28 protein-coding genes are annotated in these 20,980 nt (G+C 62.0%); 27 read left to right on the plus strand and 1 reads right to left on the minus strand.

Features of this window, described 5'->3' with window-relative positions:
• Positions 1-58: 58 nt before the first annotated feature.
• From rpoC to rpmD, 27 genes are all read left to right on the plus strand, one after another.
• Positions 59-4,309: a DNA-directed RNA polymerase subunit beta' gene (gene rpoC, locus RVY76_RS01475; protein WP_317375329.1), complete on the plus strand. Its 4,251-nt coding sequence runs from the start codon at positions 59-61 to the stop codon at positions 4,307-4,309.
• A 360-nt stretch (positions 4,310-4,669) separates the two neighbouring features.
• On the plus strand, positions 4,670-5,041 hold the full coding sequence (gene rpsL, locus RVY76_RS01480) for a 30S ribosomal protein S12 (RefSeq protein WP_008331617.1): 372 nt from the start codon (positions 4,670-4,672) through the stop codon (positions 5,039-5,041).
• A gap of 98 nt (positions 5,042-5,139) precedes the next feature.
• Positions 5,140-5,610: a 30S ribosomal protein S7 gene (gene rpsG, locus RVY76_RS01485; RefSeq protein ID WP_317375332.1), complete on the plus strand. Its 471-nt coding sequence runs from the start codon at positions 5,140-5,142 to the stop codon at positions 5,608-5,610.
• Between the two features lie 39 nt (positions 5,611-5,649).
• On the plus strand, positions 5,650-7,791 hold the full coding sequence (gene fusA, locus RVY76_RS01490) for an elongation factor G (RefSeq protein WP_317375334.1): 2,142 nt from the start codon (positions 5,650-5,652) through the stop codon (positions 7,789-7,791).
• A 104-nt stretch (positions 7,792-7,895) separates the two neighbouring features.
• Complete coding sequence (tuf, locus tag RVY76_RS01495; protein ID WP_317375335.1) at positions 7,896-9,071, plus strand: elongation factor Tu; 1,176 nt, start codon at positions 7,896-7,898, stop codon at positions 9,069-9,071.
• Between the two features lie 159 nt (positions 9,072-9,230).
• The gene (gene rpsJ, locus RVY76_RS01500; RefSeq protein WP_085853270.1) at positions 9,231-9,551 is read left to right on the plus strand and encodes a 30S ribosomal protein S10; all 321 of its coding nucleotides are present in this window, start codon (positions 9,231-9,233) and stop codon (positions 9,549-9,551) included.
• A gap of 4 nt (positions 9,552-9,555) precedes the next feature.
• Positions 9,556-10,437 (plus strand): 50S ribosomal protein L3, encoded by an 882-nt coding sequence (rplC, locus tag RVY76_RS01505; RefSeq protein WP_317375336.1) that lies wholly within the window; start codon positions 9,556-9,558, stop codon positions 10,435-10,437.
• Positions 10,427-11,047, plus strand: a complete 621-nt coding sequence (gene rplD / locus RVY76_RS01510; protein WP_317375337.1) for a 50S ribosomal protein L4 — start codon at positions 10,427-10,429, stop codon at positions 11,045-11,047. Before rplC ends, rplD begins: the two co-directional genes overlap by 11 nt.
• The gene (locus tag RVY76_RS01515) at positions 11,044-11,340 is read left to right on the plus strand and encodes a 50S ribosomal protein L23 (RefSeq protein WP_317375338.1); all 297 of its coding nucleotides are present in this window, start codon (positions 11,044-11,046) and stop codon (positions 11,338-11,340) included. Before rplD ends, RVY76_RS01515 begins: the two co-directional genes overlap by 4 nt.
• A 200-nt stretch (positions 11,341-11,540) precedes the next feature.
• Positions 11,541-12,383, plus strand: coding sequence for a 50S ribosomal protein L2 (rplB, locus tag RVY76_RS01520; RefSeq protein ID WP_317375339.1), 843 nt, complete (start codon positions 11,541-11,543; stop codon positions 12,381-12,383).
• A 3-nt stretch (positions 12,384-12,386) separates the two neighbouring features.
• The gene (gene rpsS, locus RVY76_RS01525; RefSeq protein WP_317375340.1) at positions 12,387-12,665 is read left to right on the plus strand and encodes a 30S ribosomal protein S19; all 279 of its coding nucleotides are present in this window, start codon (positions 12,387-12,389) and stop codon (positions 12,663-12,665) included.
• Positions 12,662-13,042 (plus strand): 50S ribosomal protein L22, encoded by a 381-nt coding sequence (rplV, locus tag RVY76_RS01530; RefSeq protein ID WP_317375341.1) that lies wholly within the window; start codon positions 12,662-12,664, stop codon positions 13,040-13,042. The genes rpsS and rplV overlap by 4 nt, the downstream gene beginning before the upstream one ends.
• Positions 13,042-13,746: a 30S ribosomal protein S3 gene (gene rpsC, locus RVY76_RS01535; RefSeq protein ID WP_317375342.1), complete on the plus strand. Its 705-nt coding sequence runs from the start codon at positions 13,042-13,044 to the stop codon at positions 13,744-13,746. The genes rplV and rpsC overlap by 1 nt, the downstream gene beginning before the upstream one ends.
• 12 nt (positions 13,747-13,758) lie before the next feature.
• Positions 13,759-14,172 (plus strand): 50S ribosomal protein L16, encoded by a 414-nt coding sequence (gene rplP / locus RVY76_RS01540; protein ID WP_317375343.1) that lies wholly within the window; start codon positions 13,759-13,761, stop codon positions 14,170-14,172.
• Positions 14,173-14,311: 139 nt separating this feature from the next.
• The gene (locus RVY76_RS01545; protein ID WP_317375344.1) at positions 14,312-14,932 is read left to right on the plus strand and encodes a TIGR02466 family protein; all 621 of its coding nucleotides are present in this window, start codon (positions 14,312-14,314) and stop codon (positions 14,930-14,932) included.
• Between the two features lie 203 nt (positions 14,933-15,135).
• Complete coding sequence (locus tag RVY76_RS01550; protein WP_317375345.1) at positions 15,136-15,669, plus strand: VPLPA-CTERM sorting domain-containing protein; 534 nt, start codon at positions 15,136-15,138, stop codon at positions 15,667-15,669.
• Positions 15,670-15,887: 218 nt separating this feature from the next.
• Entirely contained in the window at positions 15,888-16,097 is a 210-nt protein-coding gene (gene rpmC, locus RVY76_RS01555; protein WP_317375346.1) for a 50S ribosomal protein L29, read from the plus strand.
• Positions 16,098-16,100: 3 nt separating this feature from the next.
• Entirely contained in the window at positions 16,101-16,427 is a 327-nt protein-coding gene (rpsQ, locus tag RVY76_RS01560; RefSeq protein ID WP_317375347.1) for a 30S ribosomal protein S17, read from the plus strand.
• 98 nt (positions 16,428-16,525) lie between these two features.
• Positions 16,526-16,894, plus strand: coding sequence for a 50S ribosomal protein L14 (gene rplN / locus RVY76_RS01565; RefSeq protein ID WP_317375348.1), 369 nt, complete (start codon positions 16,526-16,528; stop codon positions 16,892-16,894).
• Positions 16,894-17,199, plus strand: a complete 306-nt coding sequence (gene rplX, locus RVY76_RS01570) for a 50S ribosomal protein L24 (protein ID WP_317375350.1) — start codon at positions 16,894-16,896, stop codon at positions 17,197-17,199. Before rplN ends, rplX begins: the two co-directional genes overlap by 1 nt.
• Positions 17,199-17,762, plus strand: a complete 564-nt coding sequence (gene rplE, locus RVY76_RS01575) for a 50S ribosomal protein L5 (protein ID WP_317375351.1) — start codon at positions 17,199-17,201, stop codon at positions 17,760-17,762. The genes rplX and rplE overlap by 1 nt, the downstream gene beginning before the upstream one ends.
• 13 nt (positions 17,763-17,775) lie before the next feature.
• Positions 17,776-18,081 (plus strand): 30S ribosomal protein S14, encoded by a 306-nt coding sequence (gene rpsN / locus RVY76_RS01580; RefSeq protein ID WP_317375353.1) that lies wholly within the window; start codon positions 17,776-17,778, stop codon positions 18,079-18,081.
• A gap of 13 nt (positions 18,082-18,094) precedes the next feature.
• A complete protein-coding gene (gene rpsH / locus RVY76_RS01585; RefSeq protein ID WP_317375355.1) occupies positions 18,095-18,487 on the plus strand; it encodes a 30S ribosomal protein S8 in 393 nt (130 codons plus the stop codon).
• A gap of 11 nt (positions 18,488-18,498) precedes the next feature.
• Positions 18,499-19,032, plus strand: coding sequence for a 50S ribosomal protein L6 (rplF, locus tag RVY76_RS01590; RefSeq protein ID WP_317375357.1), 534 nt, complete (start codon positions 18,499-18,501; stop codon positions 19,030-19,032).
• Between the two features lie 10 nt (positions 19,033-19,042).
• A complete protein-coding gene (gene rplR / locus RVY76_RS01595; RefSeq protein WP_317375359.1) occupies positions 19,043-19,402 on the plus strand; it encodes a 50S ribosomal protein L18 in 360 nt (119 codons plus the stop codon).
• Between the two features lie 132 nt (positions 19,403-19,534).
• A complete protein-coding gene (rpsE, locus tag RVY76_RS01600; RefSeq protein ID WP_317375361.1) occupies positions 19,535-20,113 on the plus strand; it encodes a 30S ribosomal protein S5 in 579 nt (192 codons plus the stop codon).
• Between the two features lie 2 nt (positions 20,114-20,115).
• Positions 20,116-20,304 (plus strand): 50S ribosomal protein L30, encoded by a 189-nt coding sequence (gene rpmD / locus RVY76_RS01605; RefSeq protein WP_317375362.1) that lies wholly within the window; start codon positions 20,116-20,118, stop codon positions 20,302-20,304.
• A 74-nt stretch (positions 20,305-20,378) separates the two neighbouring features.
• Here the strand turns inward: rpmD and RVY76_RS01610 are convergent, their stop codons facing one another.
• Positions 20,379-20,960, minus strand: coding sequence for a glycosyltransferase 61 family protein (locus RVY76_RS01610; protein WP_317375364.1), 582 nt, complete (start codon positions 20,958-20,960; stop codon positions 20,379-20,381).
• Positions 20,961-20,980: the final 20 nt, after the last annotated feature.

A 20,980-nucleotide genomic window follows, 5' to 3' on the forward strand; every position in this document is an offset into this window, starting at 1 on the left:
CTTCGGAACGAAGATCTCTCACGCCCTTCCGACGCACCCTTATCATTAAGGACACGACATGAACCAGGAACTGACAACCAACCCGTTCTCGCCGCTCGCCGGCCCTAAAACCTTCGATGAAATCAAGGTTTCGCTCGCCTCTCCGGAACGGATTCTCAGCTGGTCCTTCGGCGAGATCAAGAAGCCCGAGACGATCAACTACCGCACGTTCAAGCCCGAGCGTGACGGCCTCTTCTGCGCGCGCATCTTCGGTCCGATCAAGGATTACGAATGCCTCTGCGGCAAGTACAAGCGCATGAAGTATCGCGGCGTCGTCTGCGAGAAATGCGGTGTCGAGGTGACGCTCCAGAAGGTCCGCCGCGAGCGGATGGGCCATATCGAGCTTGCGGCGCCCTGTGCCCATATCTGGTTCCTGAAATCGCTGCCGTCGCGCATCGGCCTCATGCTGGACATGACGCTGCGCGATCTTGAGCGTGTGCTCTATTTCGAGAACTACGTGGTGATCGAGCCTGGCCTCACGGACCTCACCTACGGTCAGATGATGACCGAAGAGGAGTTCATGGACGCCCAGGATTCCTACGGGATGGACGCGTTCACGGCCAATATCGGTGCCGAGGCCATTCGCGAGATGCTCGCGATGATCGACCTCGAGGCAGAGGCCGAACGCCTGCGCGAAGAGCTCAAGGAAGCGACCGGCGAGCTCAAGCCCAAGAAGATCATCAAGCGTCTCAAGATCGTCGAGAGCTTCGTCGAATCCGGCAACCGCCCGGAATGGATGGTGATGACGGTCATTCCCGTGATCCCGCCCGAGCTGCGTCCGCTCGTTCCGCTGGATGGCGGCCGGTTCGCCACGTCGGATCTCAACGATCTCTACCGCCGGGTGATCAACCGCAACAACCGCCTCAAGCGGCTGATCGAATTGCGTGCACCCGACATCATCATCCGCAACGAGAAGCGGATGTTGCAGGAATCGGTCGACGCGCTCTTCGACAACGGCCGTCGCGGCCGCGTCATCACCGGTGCCAACAAGCGTCCGCTGAAGTCGCTTTCCGACATGCTCAAGGGCAAGCAGGGCCGTTTCCGGCAGAACCTGCTGGGCAAGCGCGTCGACTTTTCGGGCCGCTCGGTCATCGTGACCGGACCCGAGCTGAAGCTGCATCAATGCGGGCTGCCGAAGAAGATGGCGCTCGAGCTCTTCAAGCCGTTCATCTATTCGCGGCTCGAGGCGAAGGGGCTGAGTTCCACCGTCAAGCAGGCGAAGAAGCTGGTCGAGAAGGAGCGCCCGGAAGTCTGGGACATCCTCGACGAGGTGATCCGCGAGCATCCGGTGATGCTGAACCGTGCACCGACGCTTCACCGTCTGGGCATCCAGGCCTTTGAGCCGGTTCTCATCGAAGGCAAGGCGATCCAGCTGCATCCGCTCGTCTGTTCGGCATTCAATGCGGACTTCGACGGTGACCAGATGGCCGTGCACGTGCCGCTGAGCCTCGAGGCCCAGTTGGAAGCGCGCGTCCTGATGATGTCGACGAACAACGTGCTGTCGCCGGCGAACGGCGCGCCGATCATCGTTCCGTCGCAGGACATGATCCTCGGCCTCTACTACATCACGATGGAGCGCCAAGGCATGAAGGGCGAGGGCATGGTGTTCTCGGACGTGAACGAGGTGCAGCACGCCCTCGACGCGGGCGAGGTCCACATGCACGCCAAGATCCAGGCGCGCCTGCCGCAGATCGATGCCGAGGGCAACGAGGTCATGACGCGGTTCGAGACGACACCGGGACGCGTGCGTCTTGGCGCGCTTCTTCCGCTGAACGCCAAGGCCCCCTTCGACCTCGTCAACCGTCTGCTGCGCAAGAAGGAAGTGCAGCAGGTCATCGACACCGTCTACCGCTATTGCGGTCAGAAGGAATCGGTCATCTTCTGCGACCAGATCATGACGATGGGCTTCCGCGAGGCCTTCCGCGCCGGCATCAGCTTCGGCAAGGACGACATGGTCATTCCGGACACCAAGTGGCCGATCGTGGAGGATACCCGCGAGCAGGTGAAGGATTTCGAGCAGCAGTACATGGACGGCCTGATCACCCAGGGCGAGAAGTACAACAAGGTCGTCGACGCCTGGTCGAAGTGCAACGACAAGGTCACCGAGGCGATGATGTCGACGATCTCGACGCCCGGCATGACCGACGGTGCCGAGCATGAGCCGAACTCCGTCTACATGATGGCCCATTCGGGTGCCCGGGGCTCGGTCACGCAGATGAAGCAGCTCGGCGGGATGCGCGGCCTGATGGCCAAGCCTTCTGGCGAGATCATCGAGACGCCGATCATCTCGAACTTCAAGGAAGGCTTGACCGTGCTGGAGTACTTCAACTCCACCCACGGTGCGCGGAAGGGTCTTTCGGACACCGCGCTTAAGACGGCCAACTCGGGCTACCTCACGCGGCGTCTCGTCGACGTGGCGCAGGACTGCATCGTGCGGCAGCATGATTGCGGCACCGAGCGTGCGGTCACCGCCAAGCCTGCCGTCAACGACGGCGAGATCGTGGCGAGCCTCGGTGAGCGGGTTCTGGGTCGCGTCGCGGCCGAGGATCTCGTTCGCCCGGGCACCGACGAGGTGATGGTCACGAAGGGCGAGCTCATCGACGAGCGGAAGGCCGACATGATCGAAGCCTCGGGTCTTGCCGAGGCGCGGCTCCGGAGCCCGCTGACCTGCGAGGCCGAGGAGGGCGTCTGCGCCATGTGCTACGGTCGTGACCTTGCACGCGGCACGATGGTCAACCAGGGCGAGGCCGTGGGCATCATCGCGGCACAGTCGATCGGCGAGCCGGGCACGCAGCTGACGATGCGGACCTTCCACATCGGCGGCGTCGCGCAGGGTGGCCAGCAGAACTTCCAGGAAGCCGGCCAGGAGGGTAAGGCGGAGTACCGCAATGCCCAGATCCTGCAGAACGAGTCGGGTGCGAATATCGTGATGGGGCGGAACATGACCCTCGCGATCGTCGACGAGAACGGTGCCGACCGTGCGACCTTCAAGCTCGGCTACGGCACCACGATGCACGTGGCCGACGGTGCCGAGATCAAGCGGGGCGATCGCCTGTTCGAATGGGATCCCTATACCCTGCCGATCATCGCGGAGAAGGCCGGCACGGCACGCTTCGTCGACCTCATCACGGGCATCTCCGTGCGTGACGAGACCGACGATGCGACGGGCATGACCCAGAAGATCGTCAGCGACTGGCGGTCGGTGCCGCGTGGCGGGGATCTCAAGCCCGAGATCCTCATCGCGGGCGAGGATGGCGAACCCGTCCGCAACGATGCGGGCAACCCGGTCACCTATCCGATGTCGGTCGACGCGATCCTGTCGATCGAGGACGGGGCGGAGATCAAGGCGGGCGACGTCGTCGCGCGGATCCCGCGCGAGGGTGCGAAGACGAAGGACATCACCGGTGGTCTGCCGCGTGTGGCCGAACTCTTCGAGGCGCGCCGTCCGAAGGACCATGCCATTATCGCCGAGGCGGACGGCTACGTGAAGTTCGGGCGCGACTACAAGAACAAGCGCCGGATCGCGATCGTGCCGACCGACGAGGGTGCCGAACCCATCGAGTACATGGTGCCGAAGGGCAAGCACATCCCCGTGCAGGAAGGCGACTTCATCCAGAAGGGCGACTACATCATGGATGGCAATCCCGCCCCCCATGACATCCTTTCGATCCTGGGCGTCGAGGCGCTTGCCGATTACATGATCGACGAGGTGCAGGACGTCTATCGACTGCAAGGCGTGAAGATCAACGACAAGCACATCGAGGTGATCGTTCGCCAGATGCTCCAGAAGTGGGAGATCCAGGATTCGGGCGAGACCACGCTGCTGAAGGGCGAGCATGTCGACAAGGTCGAGTTCGACGACGCGAACGAGAAGGCGATGAAGCGCGGCGTCCGTCCGGCGACGGGCGAGCCGATCCTGCTGGGTATCACCAAGGCGTCGCTGCAGACCCGCAGCTTCATCTCGGCGGCATCCTTCCAGGAGACGACGCGCGTGCTGACCGAGGCATCGGTTCAGGGCAAGCGCGACAAGCTCGTCGGTCTGAAGGAGAACGTGATCGTCGGACGTCTGATCCCGGCCGGAACCGGAGGCGCGAGCCAGAAGGTCCGTCGCATCGCAGCCGAGCGGGATCTGAAGGTCCTCAAGCAGGCGCGTGCGGAAGCCGAGGAAGCCGCGGCGCTCGCCGCGCCGGCTGCCGAGCCGATGAGCGACGATGCGCAGGAATCGCGTGTGGCCGATCTCATCGACACGCCCGAGAGCCGGGACGAATAAGTCCAGTTCCGTGAAAAAGTTGAAGACGCCCCTCCGGGGGCGTCTTTGCGTTCGGGGGAGGGCGGTCGCCGGGTCGCCCCCGCAGAAGTTAAGGGTCGGTGTTGACACCGACCGAGTCGGCCTCTATACGGCCACAACTGCGCGACCGGGATCCGTTCCGGGCCAGTGATCAAATCGATGGAAGTGGTCACGATCCGGGCCGAAAGACGCCCCGATCCTCTGGAGACCAACCGCAAGGGCGACCGCCCGCTGCGGTGTTTGTGTTTTTGCGGACGCGCGAGGCACGCAAGGAATTGAGCCGGGATGCGCGCGCATCCCCCGAGACAAGACGATGTTGCAACACCGAGGAATGTAACCGGAATGCCAACGATCCAACAGCTGATCCGCAAGCCGCGCCAGCCCAAAGTCAAACGCTCCAAGTCCCAGCACCTGGAGAGCTGCCCGCAGAAGCGTGGGGTTTGCACCCGCGTCTACACGACGACACCGAAGAAGCCGAACTCGGCCATGCGGAAGGTCGCGAAGGTGCGCCTGACCAATGGTTACGAGGTCATCAGCTACATTCCCGGTGAGTCGCACAACCTGCAGGAGCACTCGGTGGTCCTGATCCGCGGTGGTCGTGTGAAGGACCTTCCCGGTGTGCGTTACCACATCCTGCGCGGCGTGCTCGACACGCAAGGCGTGAAGGACCGCAAGCAGCGCCGGTCCAAATATGGTGCAAAGCGGCCCAAGTGACGCCGCGGGCGTCATCCCGGACCTGATCCGGGATCTCGCCGATCGAGGCCCCGGGTCGATCCCGGGGCGGGTCAGACAAAGAGATTGAGGAAGCCAAGATGTCCCGTCGTCACGCCGCCGAAAAGCGCGAGATCCTGCCCGACGCCAAATTCGGCGACAAGGTGATCACCAAGTTCATGAACAACCTGATGGTGGACGGAAAGAAATCCGTCGCCGAACGCATCGTCTACAACGCGTTCGATCGGGTTGAGGGTCGGCTCAAGAAGTCGCCCGTCGAAGTGTTCCACGAGAGCCTCGACAACATCAAGCCGTCGGTCGAGGTCCGCTCGCGCCGCGTTGGTGGTGCCACCTACCAGGTGCCGGTCGAGGTTCGTCCCGAGCGTCGCGAAGCTCTCGCGCTCCGCTGGCTGATCACGGCCTGCCGGAACCGCAACGAGAACACGATGGAAGAGCGTCTCGCCGGCGAACTGATCGACGCCGTCCAGGGTCGCGGCTCCGCGGTCAAGAAGCGCGAAGACACCCACAAGATGGCCGATGCCAACAAGGCGTTCAGCCACTACCGCTGGTAATCCGACCAGCGGTTTTCAGAACAAACCCGAGGACGCATCATGCCCCGCGATTATTCGCTCTCCCGCTACCGCAATTTCGGCATCATGGCCCACATCGATGCCGGCAAGACCACCTGCACGGAACGGATCCTGTTCTATACCGGCAAGTCCCACAAGATCGGCGAAGTCCATGACGGCGCCGCGACGATGGACTGGATGGAGCAGGAGCAGGAACGCGGGATCACCATCACCTCGGCCGCGACCACGACCATGTGGTTCCGCACCGAGGATGGCGAGACCACGACGGGCATTTACGGCGATACGCCTCAGGAAGCCTCGTTCCGCTTCAACATCATCGACACGCCTGGCCACGTGGACTTCACCATCGAGGTGGAGCGCTCGCTCGCCGTTCTCGACGGTGCGGTCGCCGTTCTTGACGCCAATGCCGGCGTCGAGCCGCAGACCGAGACCGTCTGGCGTCAGGCCGACCGGTACAAGGTTCCGCGCATCGTGTTCGTCAACAAGATGGACAAGATCGGCGCCGACTTCTGGAACTGCGTCAAGATGATCAAGGACCGTACCGGAGCGACGCCCGCGCCGATCCAGATGCCCATCGGGGCGGAGGATCAGCTCGAGGGTATCGTCGATCTGGTGACGATGAAGGAATGGGTCTGGAAGGGCGAGGATCTCGGAGCATCCTGGGTCGTTCAGGACATCCGTGACGATCTCAAGGATCAGGCCGAGACGATGCGCGCCGAGCTCATCGAGATCGCCGTCGAAGTCGACGACGACGCGATGGAGCAGTATCTGGAAGGCAACGAACCCGACCAGCCGAAGCTGCGCGAGTTGATCCGCAAGGGGACGCTCTCGATGTCCTTCGTGCCGGTTCTGTGCGGTTCGGCGTTCAAGAACAAGGGCGTCCAGCCCCTTCTGAACGCGGTCATCGACTATCTTCCGGGTCCGCTCGACGTTCCGGCCTATATGGGCTTCTCGCCCGACGACGAGACCGAAACGCGCAACATCGCACGTCATGCGGATGACGACGAGCCGTTCTCGGCGCTTGCGTTCAAGATCATGAACGACCCGTTCGTGGGCTCGCTCACCTTCACACGTGTCTATTCGGGTACGCTCTCCAAGGGCGATTCCGTGCTCAACACGACGAAGGGCCGGAAAGAGCGCATCGGTCGAATGATGATGATGCACTCCAACAACCGCGAGGAAATCGAGAATGCCTATGCGGGCGACATCATCGCGCTTGCCGGTCTGAAGGACACGACGACGGGCGACACGCTGTCTGACAGCCAGAAGCAGGTCGTGCTCGAGACGATGACCTTCCCCGATCCGGTCATCGAGATCGCAGTCGAGCCAAAAACCAAGGCCGACCAGGAGAAGATGTCCGCCGGCTTGCAGCGGCTTGCGGCCGAGGATCCGTCCTTCCGTGTCGAGACCGACATCGAATCGGGTCAGACGATCATGAAGGGGATGGGCGAACTTCACCTCGACATCCTCGTCGATCGCCTGAAGCGCGAGTTCAAGGTCGAAGCCAATGTCGGCGCGCCGCAGGTGGCCTATCGCGAGACGATCCGGCAGCAGGTCAACCACACCTACACGCACAAGAAGCAGTCGGGTGGTTCGGGCCAGTTCGCCGAGGTGCAGCTCGAGATCACGCCGACCGAACCGGGTGAGGGCTACAGCTTCGAAAGCCGCATCGTCGGTGGCTCGGTGCCGAAGGAATTCATCCCCGGCGTCGAGAAGGGTATCCAGTCCGTCATGGATAGCGGTCCCCTTGCCGGCTTCCCGGTCATCGACTTCAAGGTCGCTCTGGTCGACGGCAAGTTCCACGACGTGGACTCCTCGGTCCTCGCCTTCGAGATCGCCAGCCGCATGTGCATGCGCGAAGGTCTCCGGAAGGCAGGTGCCCAGCTTCTCGAGCCCGTGATGGCGGTCGAGGTGGTGACGCCCGAGGAGTATACCGGCAACGTCATCGGCGACTTGACCTCCCGTCGCGGTCAGGTGCAGGGGCAGGAGCCGCGCGGCAACGCAATCGTCATCGACGCCTTCGTGCCGCTGGCCAACATGTTCGGCTACATCAACAACCTGCGCTCGATGTCCTCGGGCCGTGCGCAGTTCACGATGCAGTTCGACCATTACGAGCCGGTACCGCAGAACATCTCGGAAGAGATCCAGAGCAAGTACGCCTAAACCCATCGTCCCGGGGGCAACCTTCCCCGGGACCCGACGAATTCGGCGCGGCGACGGTCGCGCGACGGGGCAAACGCCCAAGAGAACAGATCAGGAGGCCATCCATGGCGAAGGCAAAGTTCGAACGCAACAAACCGCACGTGAACATCGGGACGATCGGTCACGTCGATCACGGCAAGACGACGCTGACGGCGGCGATCACGAAGTATTTCGGCGATTTCCGTGCCTATGACCAGATCGACGGCGCGCCGGAAGAGAAGGCGCGCGGGATCACGATCTCGACGGCGCATGTCGAGTACGAGACCGAGAACCGTCACTACGCGCATGTGGACTGCCCGGGCCACGCCGACTACGTGAAGAACATGATCACGGGTGCGGCGCAGATGGACGGCGCGATCCTGGTGGTGAACGCGGCCGACGGCCCGATGCCGCAGACGCGCGAGCACATCCTGCTGGGCCGTCAGGTCGGCATTCCGGCGATCGTGGTCTACATGAACAAGGTCGACCAGGTCGATGACGAGGAGCTTCTCGAGCTCGTCGAGATGGAGATCCGCGAGCTTCTGTCGAGCTACGACTACCCGGGCGACGATCTTCCGATCGTGAAGGGCTCGGCGCTGGCCGCGATGAACGGCGAGAACCCCGAGATCGGCGAGAACTCGATCCGCGAGCTGATGGCTGCGGTCGACGACTACATCCCGACGCCGGAGCGCGCCGTGGACCAGCCGTTCCTGATGCCGGTCGAGGACGTGTTCTCGATCTCGGGTCGCGGTACGGTCGTGACGGGTCGCGTCGAGCGCGGCGTGATCAACGTGGGCGACGAGATCGAGATCGTGGGCATCCGCGACACGAAGAAGACGACCTGCACGGGCGTCGAGATGTTCCGCAAGCTGCTCGACCGCGGCGAGGCCGGCGACAATATCGGCGCGCTGCTGCGCGGTGTCGACCGCGAGGGCGTCCAGCGTGGCCAGGTTCTCTGCAAGCCGGGTTCGGTGAAGCCGCACACGAAGTTCGAGGCCGAAGCCTACATCCTGACGAAGGAAGAGGGCGGGCGTCACACGCCGTTCTTCGCGAACTACCGTCCGCAGTTCTACTTCCGCACGACGGACGTGACCGGCACGGTTCAGCTTGCCGAGGGCACCGAGATGGTCATGCCGGGCGACAACGTGTCGTTCGGTGTCGAGCTGATCGCGCCGATCGCGATGGAAGAGAAGCTCCGCTTCGCCATCCGCGAAGGCGGCCGCACCGTGGGCGCGGGCGTCGTCTCGAAGATCATCGAGTAAGGTCCGCGCGGGCCTCCGTGGGCAAATCCTCCGGAGACCTGTACGGCCCGACTGCCCCGGGCCGGCCCGGGGCCGAGACACAGACAAGGTCCGAAGTGGCGCGGGGAATGATCCTTGCCCCACCTCTCGACTGGAACCCGCAAGGGAAAGAGAACAGATATGGCCGCCAGCCAGAACATTCGCATCCGCCTCAAGGCGTTCGACTACCGGGTGCTCGACAGCTCGACCCAGGAGATCGTGTCGACCGCCAAGCGCACCGGCGCGAGCGTCCGGGGCCCGATCCCGATGCCGAACAAGATCGAGAAGTTCACCGTTCTTCGTGGTCCGCACGTGGACAAGAAGTCGCGTGACCAGTTCGAGATCCGCACGCACAAGCGCATGCTCGATATCGTCGACCCGACGCCGCAGACCGTCGACGCGCTCATGAAGCTCGACCTCGCCGCGGGCGTTGCCGTCGACATCAAAGTGATGGGGGCCTGATCTAATGCTACGCTCAGGTGTGATCGCCAAGAAGGTGGGCATGACGCGCATCTTCCAAGAGGATGGCCGGCAGGTGCCCGTCACCGTCCTGCAACTCGACAAGCTTCAGGTCGTCGCTCAGCGTACGCCCGACCAGCACGGCTATGCCGCCGTGCAGCTCGGCGCGGGGACGGCGAAGCCCAAGAATACCACGAAGGCGATGCGCGGCCATTTCGCCATCGCGAAGGTCGAGCCCAAGCGCAAGATCGCGGAATTCCGTGTCTCGCCCGAGAACCTCATCGAGGTCGGCGAGGAGATCATCGCGTCACATTACTTCGAGGGCCAGTTCGTCGATGTGTGCGGCACGTCGATCGGCAAGGGCTTCGCGGGTGCCATGAAGCGGCATAACTTCCGCGGCCTCGAAGCGACGCACGGTGTCTCGATCAGCCACCGCTCGCACGGTTCGACGGGTCAGTGCCAGGATCCCGGTAAGGTCTTCAAAGGCAAGAAGATGGCCGGGCATATGGGTGCCGCGCGCGTGACCACGCAGAACCTGCAGGTTGTCCGTACGGATTCCAGCCGCGGCCTGATCATGGTCAAGGGTGCCGTTCCGGGATCCAAAGGCGGATGGGTGACGATCAAGGATGCGGTGAAGAAAGCCACGCCCGAGAACGTGATTTATCCCGCCGCGCTGAGATCGGCGGCTGACGAGGCAGAGCGTCTCGCGCAGCAGGCGGCGGAAGAAGCGGCTGCAGCCGAGGCTGCCGAGGCCGAGCGCCTCGCGCAGGAGCAGGCCGAGCAGGAAGCTGCCGCACTGGCCGAAGCCGAGGCGCAGATCAATTCCGAGGGCGCTGAGACCGACAACAGCGACGCCGCCGCGAAGAAGGAGGGCGACGATGAAAACTGATGCCATCAAACTCGACGGTTCTGCCGCGGGTTCTGTCGAACTCGACGAGGCTCTCTTCGGTCTCGAGCCGCGCGTGGACATCCTTCACCGGGTAGTCCGCTGGCAGCGCAACAACGCGCAGCAGGGAACCCACAAGGTCAAGACCCGCTCGGAGACGAGCTACTCGACCAAGAAGATCTATCGCCAGAAGGGCACCGGCGGCGCACGTCACGGTGACCGCAACGCGCCGATTTTCCGGAAGGGCGGGGTCTACAAAGGTCCGGTTCCCCGGAGCCACGGTCACGACCTGACGAAGAAGTTCCGCAAGCTCGGTCTGCGCCACGCGCTGAGCGCAAAGCAGGCCGAAGGCAATCTGGTCGTTCTCGACGGTCTGGACCTCGGCGACGCGAAGACGGGAGCGCTTGCCAAGCAGGTAAAGAACCTGGGCTGGAAGCGGGTCCTCATCATCGACGGTGCCGAGGTGAACCAGAACTTCGCACGCGCCGCGGCGAATATCGACGGTCTGGACGTGCTTCCTTCGATGGGGGCGAATGTCTACGACATCCTGAAGCGCGATACGCTGGTCATCACCAAGGCCGGTATCGAAGCACTGGAGGCTCGACTGAAATGAGCACGAAGCCAGAGCATTACGATGTGATCCGCAAGCCGATCATCACCGAGAAGGCCACGATGGCCTCCGAGAACGGTGCGGTCGTCTTCGAGGTGGCGATGAGCGCGGCGAAACCCGCGATCAAGGAGGCGGTCGAGACCCTCTTCAACGTCAAGGTGAAGGCGGTCAACACGTCCATCACCAAGGGCAAGACCAAGCGCTTCCGCGGCCGCCCCGGCCGTCGGAGTGACGTGAAGAAGGCCTACGTCACCCTCGAAGAGGGCAACACGATCGACGTGACCACAGGTCTCTGACAGCGAGACCACGCCCCGGGCTTGACCCGGGGCGTGGTCGGTGCAAGAAGCGCGTCTTCCCGCCAAGGGAGGCGTTCCGGCGCGACGCCGTGAACAGCGCGAGATGAACTCGGGCCGGCAGGCCCGGCAAGAACGGGGACCTTCGGGGCCCTTGAACCGCGGACCCGAAAGGGGCCGCCACACAACGGAAGACAGAAAGCATGGCACTCAAGTCGTACAAGCCGACGACGCCTGGCCAGCGCGGGCTGGTGCTGATCGACCGTTCGGAGCTGTGGAAAGGCCGTCCGGTCAAGTCCCTCACCGAAGGGTTGACCAAGAATGGCGGTCGTAACAACACCGGACGTATCACGATGCGCCGCAAGGGCGGTGGCGCGAAGCGTCTTTACCGCATCGTGGACTTCAAGCGCAGCAAGCACGAGATGGAAGCCGTCGTAGTGCGGATCGAGTACGATCCCAACCGGACAGCCTTTATCGCACTGATCCAGTATCAGGACGGCGAGCAGCGTTACATCCTCGCTCCGCAGCGGATCGCCGTCGGCGACAAGATCGTTTCGGGCGAGCGGGTCGACGTCAAGCCGGGCAACGCGATGCCGTTTTCGGGCATGCCGATCGGAACGATCATCCACAATATCGAACTGAAGCCGGGCAAGGGCGGTCAGATCGCCCGTGCGGCGGGGACCTACGCGCAATTCGTGGGTCGGGACGGGGGTTACGCTCAGATCCGCCTGAGTTCGGGCGAATTGCGGATGGTCCGGCAGGAATGCATGGCCACCATCGGTGCCGTGTCCAACCCCGACAACTCGAACCAGAACTTCGGCAAGGCCGGCCGGTCGCGAAATCGGGGCATTCGACCCAGCGTGCGTGGTGTGGTCATGAACCCGATCGATCACCCGCATGGTGGTGGTGAAGGTCGGACTTCGGGTGGCCGTCACCCGGTGACGCCATGGGGCAAGCCCACGAAGGGTGCCCGGACCCGTAACAAAAACAAGGCGTCGCAGAGCCTCATCATCCGCTCGCGTCACGCCAAGAAGAAAGGACGCTGATAGATGTCGCGTTCCGTCTGGAAGGGCCCTTTTGTCGACTCCTACGTCCTCAAGAAGGCTGAAAAAACCCGCGAGAGCGGTCGCAACGAGGTCATCAAGATCTGGTCGCGCCGTTCCACCATCCTGCCCCAGTTCGTGGGCCTCACCTTCGGCGTCTATAACGGCAAGAAGCATGTCCCGGTGAACGTCTCTGAAGAGATGATCGGTCAGAAGTTCGGCGAATACAGCCCGACGCGGACATATTACGGCCACGCCGCCGACAAGAAGGCGAAGCGCAAATGAGCAAGCAGAAGAACCCCCGTCGCGTGGGAGAGAACGAAGCCATGGCAAAGGTGCGCATGCTGCGGACCAGCCCCCAGAAGCTCAACCTCCTGGCCGCGCTTATCCGCGGAAAGAAGGTCGAGAAGGCGCTCAACGATCTCACGTTCTCGCACAAGCGCATTTCGGATGACGTGCGCAAGTGTCTGCAATCGGCGATTGCCAACGCGGAGAACAATCACAACCTTGATGTGGACGAGCTGATCGTGGCCGAGGCCTATGTGGGCAAGAACCTGACCATGAAGCGCGGACGTCCGCGTGCCCGTGGCCGGTTCGGACGCATCATCAAGCCGTTCTCTGAACTCACCATCAAGGTCCGCCAGGTCGAGGAGCAAGCCTAATGGGTAACAAGGTAAATCCCGTCGGAATGCGCCTGCAGGTCAACCGGACCTGGGACAGTCGCTGGTATGCCGACACGAAGGATTACGGTGATCTTCTCCTCGAAGACATCCGCATCCGCGAGTTCATCAAGACCGAATGCAAGGCCGCCGGCATCAGCCGCGTGATCATCGAGCGTCCGCACCGCAAGTGCCGCGTCACGATCCACACGGCCCGTCCGGGCGTCATCATCGGCAAGAAGGGCGCGGATATCGAAACCCTGCGCCGCAAGCTTGCGGCGATGACGCAGAGCGAGCTTCACCTCAATGTCGTCGAGGTGCGCAAGCCGGAGCTTGACGCAGCACTGGTCGGCGAGAGCATCGCCCAGCAGCTCGAGCGTCGTGTATCGTTCCGCCGGGCAATGAAGCGTTCGGTCCAGAACGCGATGCGCATGGGTGCGCTCGGTATTCGCGTGAACCTTGCCGGTCGTCTCGGCGGTGCGGAGATCGCCCGGACCGAATGGTATCGCGAAGGTCGCGTGCCGCTCCATACGTTGCGGGCGGATATCGACTTCGCGCGCGTCGAGGCGCAGACGGCTTACGGGATCATCGGGATTCAGGTCTGGATCTTCAAAGGCGAGATCCTCGAGCATGATCCTTCTGCCCGCGATCGCCGTGCCCAGGAACTGCAGGACGGACCGACGCCTCGCGGCGCCGGCCGCCGCTAAGGAGGACGCGAGATGCTACAGCCGAAGCGCACTAAGTTTCGCAAGATGCACAAGGGCCGTATTCGCGGCGAGGCGAAGGGTGGATCCGATCTGAATTTCGGGACCTTCGGCCTCAAGGCGATTGAGCCCGAGCGCGTCACTGCCCGTCAGATCGAGGCCGCACGTCGTGCCATGACGCGCCATATGAAGCGTCAGGGTCGGGTCTGGATCCGGATCTTCCCGGATGTGCCCGTCACCTCGAAGCCGGTCGAAGTCCGGATGGGTAAGGGCAAGGGTTCGGTCGACTTCTGGGCGGCGAAGGTCAAGCCTGGCCGCGTTATGTTCGAGATCGACGGTGTCGGCGAGACTGTGGCCCGTGAGGCCCTGCGCCTTGCCGCCATGAAGTTGCCGATCAAAACGCGCACGGTCGTTCGCGAGGATTGGTAAATCCCGAACGGGATGCGTGCTGAAAAGACTGGAAGCTCCCGTGGGTGACCCCGCGGGAGCTTTTTTCATTCAACGTCCATTTGGATCCGGCGGTATCGGGACCTGCCTGACCGCCCCTACCAAAGCCAGGAGAAGGTCAATGTCCGAAATCACCCCTCTATTCGTGACGCAGCTCTACTGCGCGAAGCTGTCGGACCATGAGCCGTCGGTATCGACCTCGGAACTTGAAACGTCGTGTCTTTCGATCGCGGATGATGACGAGGCGGGTCAGGCATGGTGCGAGGAGAACGCTTTTCCTGGCTATACGAGTTATGCTTCGTTAAGCGATTTGCCCTGGAGGTTTTCGATCTTTGCGGACGTCGTGAGGTCTCTCGATACCCATGTTGCGTCGTTTGCCGAGACTTTGGGCTTCGACCTCGGGGATAGGAAGCTGGTTCTCGAGGATATTTGGATCAACATCCTGCCCGAAGGCGGCAGCCATAGCGGGCATATCCATCCGCACTCGGTGATTTCCGGAACGACCTACGTGGCGATGCCGGAGGGCACTTCGGCAATCAGGTTCGAGGATCCCCGCCTGCCGATGATGATGGCGGCACCGCCTCGTCGGAAAGACGCGGACCCTTCCATCCGGCAATTCGCCTATGTCACCCCGGAGATCGGAGACGTGATTCTGTGGGAAGGATGGCTGAGACACGAAGTCCCGATGAACATGAGCGAGGAAGAGCGCATCAGCATCAGCTTCAACTACCGCTGGGAATGACCGCAGCAGAACCATTTCGTCATCCTGAACCTTTGATGTCAGGATTAGATGAATGTTAACAGCGCGTTGTAAGCTATGGTTAATTGATGCGGTGAGAGAAACAGATTTTGCAACCGGTAGTACGTTGAAGCGAGCACGGAAGAAGTTAAAAAACCCTTAAGGGTGCCGGATGGGTATCCGCTTTTACGGAGGTAACGAATACCATGCTTATCAAGAAACTTGCTGCCGCTGCTGCGATCTCTGTCGCGGCCATTTCGTCCGCCAACGCGATGACGGTCGTCAACTACGAACCGGCCTCGTTCTCGGCCGGTCAGGCCGGGGGCGCATTCGCACGGGCGACTGCATTCGAAGATTTCGACGGTGCCTTCGTGTTTTTCGAAGCGACCGAAGCGCTTCGCTCAAGCACGAGCATCACCATCAACCCCTTCAACGCCAGTGCCGGCGACCCGAGCGCCAACACGATCGACCTGAGCTACGCGCTGAATGACGGCGAGCGTATGAGCCTCGGTATCGATCCGTCCGGAAACCGGACCGGATCGAGCGAGCTCGACTTCAATCTTGGTGCCGGCGATCGTCTGTCGTTCTTCCTGAACGGCATGGCGGGCAGCGGCGGGAACCAGGTGACGTTCCAGACCACCACCGCAGCCATTCCGCTTCCCGCGGCCGGCCTTCTCTACGTTGCGGGTATCGGTGGCGTGATCGCCATGCGTCGCAAGCGCAAGGCGTCCAAAGCCTGATCTGGTCACCATAAGTCAAGACTGTCGGGTCGCCTTCGGGCGGCCCGATCCGTTTGGCACATCTATGATCTGCTGGTTGGCTTCTACTGCATTGGTCTGCAAGCGAGGGGTTGCCAAGGCGAAGACTGCAGCCTATACGGCCGCTTCATCCATCTCCACCGGGATTCGGGGTGACGTGCTCGCGCGGCCCGCCGGTGATGTTGACGAAAGGAACGGCGATGAAAGCCGAAGAACTTCGGGGCAAGACCCCGGACGAGCTCCGTGACCAGCTCGGCGCGCTCAAGAAGGAAGCCTTCAATCTGCGCTTCCAGGCTGCAACCAATCAGCTCGAGAATACGGCGCGTATGCGCGTCGTTCGCCGCGACGTTGCGCGGGTTAAGACGATCCTGAACGAAAAGGCCGCTGGCGCGGCGCAGTCGGAGGCTTAAGAGATGCCCAAACGTATTCTGCAAGGCACCGTCACCTCCAACCAGAACGAACAGACCGTCACTGTCTCTGTCGAGCGCCGCTTCACGCATCCGGTTCTCAAGAAGACGATCCGGAAGTCGAAGAAATACCGCGCGCATGACGAAGGCAACTCCGTCAATGTCGGCGATCTGGTGCGTATCCAGGAATGTGCTCCCCGCTCGAAGTCCAAGCGTTGGGAAGTCATGACGCCCGAGATGATCGAGGCCGATCGCCGCGCCCGTGAAGAACATGCCAAGGTGCAGCAGAAAGAAGACGCTGCACGTCACGACGCGAACGAGGCTGCCCACTAATCGGGCGGTCCTGGCGGGGCGGATCGACCGTCCCGCGACATATCGAAACCCTGGGGGGAACGGGCAGGGCCCGCCCCAAAGGTCGGGAGACATAATCCATGATCCAGATGCAATCAAATCTGGATGTCGCTGACAATTCCGGCGCACGCCGGGTGCAGTGCATCAAGGTCCTCGGCGGCTCCAAGCGCAAATATGCGTCCGTGGGCGACATCATCGTCGTCTCTGTCAAGGAAGCCATTCCGCGCGGTCGCGTGAAGAAGGGTGACGTCCGCAAGGCCGTCGTCGTTCGCACCGCCAAGGAGGTCCGCCGCGACGACGGAACCGCGATCCGCTTCGATCGGAATGCCGCCGTCATCCTCAACAACAACAACGAACCCGTCGGGACCCGTATTTTCGGGCCGGTGGTTCGCGAGCTGCGCGCGAAGAACTTCATGAAGATCATCTCGCTCGCGCCGGAGGTGCTGTGATGGCCGCAAAACTCAAGAAGGGCGATAACGTCGTCGTGCTTGCCGGTAAGGACAAGGGGAAGCAGGGCGAGATCAAGTCCGTCAACCCTTCGGCCGGCAAGGCAGTCGTTGACGGGATCAACATCGCGATCCGCCACACGAAGCAGAGCCAGACCTCGCAGGGCGGGCGTGTTCCGCAAGCCATGCCGATCGATCTGAGCAATCTGGCCATTGTCGATTCCAACGGAAAGGCCAGCCGGGTCGGCTTCCGCGTGGAAGACGGCAAGAAGGTCCGCTTTGCCAAGACCACGGGAGACGTGATCTGATGCTCGATACAGCAAATTACACGCCGCGCCTGCGCAGTGTCTATCAGGACGAGATCCGTGCGAAGCTGCAGGAAGAGTTCGGCCTCAAGAACTCGATGCAGATCCCGCGTCTCGACAAGATCGTGCTGAACATCGGTGCCGGTTCCGAGGCGGTCCGCGACAGCAAGAAGGCCAAGTCGGCCGCCGACGACCTGACGGCTATCGCCGGTCAGAAAGCAGTTGTGACGAAGGCGAAAAAATCGATCGCCGGCTTTCGTGTGCGCGAAGACATGCCGCTTGGCGCGAAGGTGACGTTGCGCGGTGATAGGATGTACGAATTCCTCGACCGTCTGATCACCATCGCGCTGCCCCGCGTCCGCGACTTCCGCGGCGTGAACGGCAAGTCCTTCGACGGCCGCGGCAACTACGCCATGGGCATTCGCGAGCACATCGTGTTCCCCGAGATCAACTTCGACAAGGTCGATGAGGTCTGGGGTCTTGATGTCGTGATCTGCACAACCGCGTCGGACGACGCCCAAGCCAAAGCGCTGTTGAAGCATTTCAACATGCCCTTCAACAGCTGAGAGGATCGAACTCATGGCGAAGAAAGCAATGATCGAGCGCGAAAAGAAGCGTCAGGCCCTGGTGGATCGTTATGCCGCCAAACGTGCCGAGCTCAAGGATATCGCGCGGGACGAGAGCAAGCCGATGGAAGAGCGCTTCAAGGCGCAGCTGAAGCTCGCGAAGCTTCCGCGCAATTCGTCGGCGACGCGCCTGCACAACCGGTGCCAGCTGACCGGGCGTCCGCACGCATATTATCGCAAACTGAAGATGTCGCGGATCGCGCTTCGGGACCTCGGTTCCGACGGGCAGATCCCTGGCATGGTCAAGTCGAGCTGGTAAGGAGGGTTTTGATATGAACGATCCTATCGGTGATATGCTGACCCGGATCCGCAACGCGCAGATGCGCCGCAAGTCGACCGTCCTGACTCCTGCCTCGAAGCTTCGGGGCTGGGTGTTGGATGTGCTGGCCGACGAAGGCTACATCCGTGGCCACGAGACCGTCACCGGTCCCGACGGGCATCCTGCGATCGAGATCAGCCTCAAGTATTACGAGGGTGCTCCGGTCATCAAGGACATCAAACGCGTTTCGACGCCCGGTCGCCGTGTCTATGCCGGTGTCAGCACCATTCCGTCGGTTCGTCAGGGCCTCGGCGTCTCCATCGTCTCGACCCCCAAGGGCGTGATGTCGGATGCGGCCGCACGGTCGGCGAATGTCGGCGGCGAAGTTCTCTGCACGGTATTCTAAGGAGGGTTGAAATGTCTCGTATCGGAAAACGACCCGTCGAGCTGCCCTCCGGTGTGGAGGCCAAGCTGAACGGCCAGAAGATCGAAGTCACGGGACCGAAAGGGTCCCGTAGCTTCACCGCCACCGACGACGTCACGCTCGCCATCGACGACGGCAAGGTGACGGTCACCCCGCGCGGAAAGTCCAAGCGCGCGCGCCAGCAATGGGGAATGAGCCGCACGATGGTTCAGAACCTGGTCACGGGCGTCAGCACGGGCTTCAGGAAAGATCTCGAGATCCAGGGTGTTGGTTACCGCGCACAGATGCAAGGCAACGTCCTGAAGCTCAACCTCGGGCTCAGCCACGATGTCGACTTCGCCGTGCCCGAAGGTGTGACGATCACCGCGCCCAAGCAGACCGAGATCACGGTCGAAGGGATCGACGAGCAGGTGGTGGGGCAGGTTGCCTCGAACATTCGCGACTGGCGTCGTCCCGAGCCCTACAAGGGCAAGGGCATTCGCTACAAGGGCGAGTTTATCTTCCGCAAGGAAGGCAAGAAGAAGTAAGGAACGCGAGATGGCAAACAGCAAGAGAGATCTGTTTCTGAAGCGCCGCCTGCGCGTTCGGAACAAACTGCGTGCGGTCAATTCGGGACGTCCCCGGTTGAGCGTGCATCGCAGCAACAAGAACATCAGCGTTCAGCTGATCGACGACGTTCAGGGCATCACTCTCGCCTCGGCCTCGTCGCTGGAGAAGGATCTTGGCATCCTCGGCAAGAACAATGTCGAGGCGGCGGCGAAGGTCGGACAGGCGATTGCCGAACGTGCCAAGAAGGCCGGCATCGAGCATGCTTATTTCGACCGGGGCGGTTTCCTGTTCCATGGCAAGATCAAGGCCTTGGCTGATGCTGCCCGAGAAGGTGGTCTGAAGCTTTGATGAATAGGGGGAGTGCCTCAGGGCATCCCCCCGAATTTGCAGACGGTTGATGCCGTCTCGATGATCAGGGGGTCCTCTCGGCCCACCGGGATCGGATGATACGCCCCTTACGGGGACAGCAAGGAGCCAGATATGGCAAGAGACGACAACAGGGGCGGCCGCCGCAACCAGCGTGAGGAAACCCCGGAATTTGCCGATCGCCTCGTCGCGATCAACCGCGTGTCGAAGACCGTAAAGGGCGGCAAGCGCTTCGGTTTCGCCGCGCTCGTCATCGTGGGCGATCAGCGTGGACGTGTCGGGTTCGGCAAGGGCAAGGCCAAGGAGGTCCCCGAGGCGATCCGCAAGGCCACCGAATCTGCGAAGCGTAACATGATCCGCGTCCCGCTGCGCGACGGGCGTACTCTCCACCATGACGTCTACGGCCGTCACGGCGCAGGCAAGGTTATCATGCGGACGGCGTCTCAGGGTACCGGAATCATCGCCGGCGGTCCGATGCGTGCCGTCTTCGAAATGCTCGGCGTGCAAGACGTTGTTGCGAAGTCCCTGGGATCGCAGAACCCTTACAATATGATCCGCGCCACGCTGAACGGCCTCGTCAACGAGACTTCTCCGCGTTCGGTTGCGCAGCGCCGTGGCAAGAAAGTCGCCGATATTCTGCCGCGTCGTGACGAAGCGCCAGAGGCATCCGTCCAAGTCGCAGAGGAGGCCTGAACATGGCCAAGACGATTGTCGTCAAGCAGGTGGGCAGCCCCATCCGCCGTCCCCAGAGCCAGCGTGCCACGCTGAAGGGCCTTGGGCTGAACAAGATGCACCGGACGCGTGAACTCGAGGACACGCCTTCCGTCCGCGGGATGGTGGATAGCATTCCGCACCTGGTTCAGATTGTGGAAGAACGCGACTGAGCTTGTCGCGACCAGAACGAGAGACCGAATGCCCCCACGTGGGGCATTCGCATTTCAGATAGTCGCATTGAGAACTACGGTGCAGCGTCGGTCAACGCTTCTCGGAGATCAGTCCTGAGGAGGTGATGGCCGTTTTCTCGCTTTTCTGGAACGAGATAGCTGATGCGTTTCCCCACGAGTGTCGCGTAATCGGCGAAAATCGTCACGAACCGATCGCCAGGATTTATAATCACGAGTCGAGACCGTTCGGGAAGAGCGAGAATTGCATGAGCTACATGGCTCCCCTCCATGGAAACGCATATATCTGCGTCGCGTAGCGCTTTCCGAATTTGGGACGGAGGGGCTGAAACGGAAATCTTTACGAATTCGTTGTCTTCAAGAATGGCTGCGATTTCGCTTTCATTGGCGAGCTCGCGGGTAACTCCCGACTTTCCCCGGCTGAGATAGACACGCTTGCAATTGCTGGCCGTGATACGGTCCCGTATATCCGCGGAAAGCCGCTTCATGCGACTCCGGCGGTTCTCGTTCATTCCAATCTCAGTGCAGACGGTGAGCTCGCGAAAGAATGCGCGGGGCTCGCGGAGCGGATGAAGATCCATATGCCGAACATAATCTGCAGCGTGTTGCCAGTCGGACGGGTATGGAAGCACCAGCATTTCGCTTTCCCTCCGGAAAT

The sequence above is a fragment of the Palleronia sp. LCG004 genome (assembly GCF_032931615.1).
Lineage (GTDB): Bacteria > Pseudomonadota > Alphaproteobacteria > Rhodobacterales > Rhodobacteraceae > Palleronia.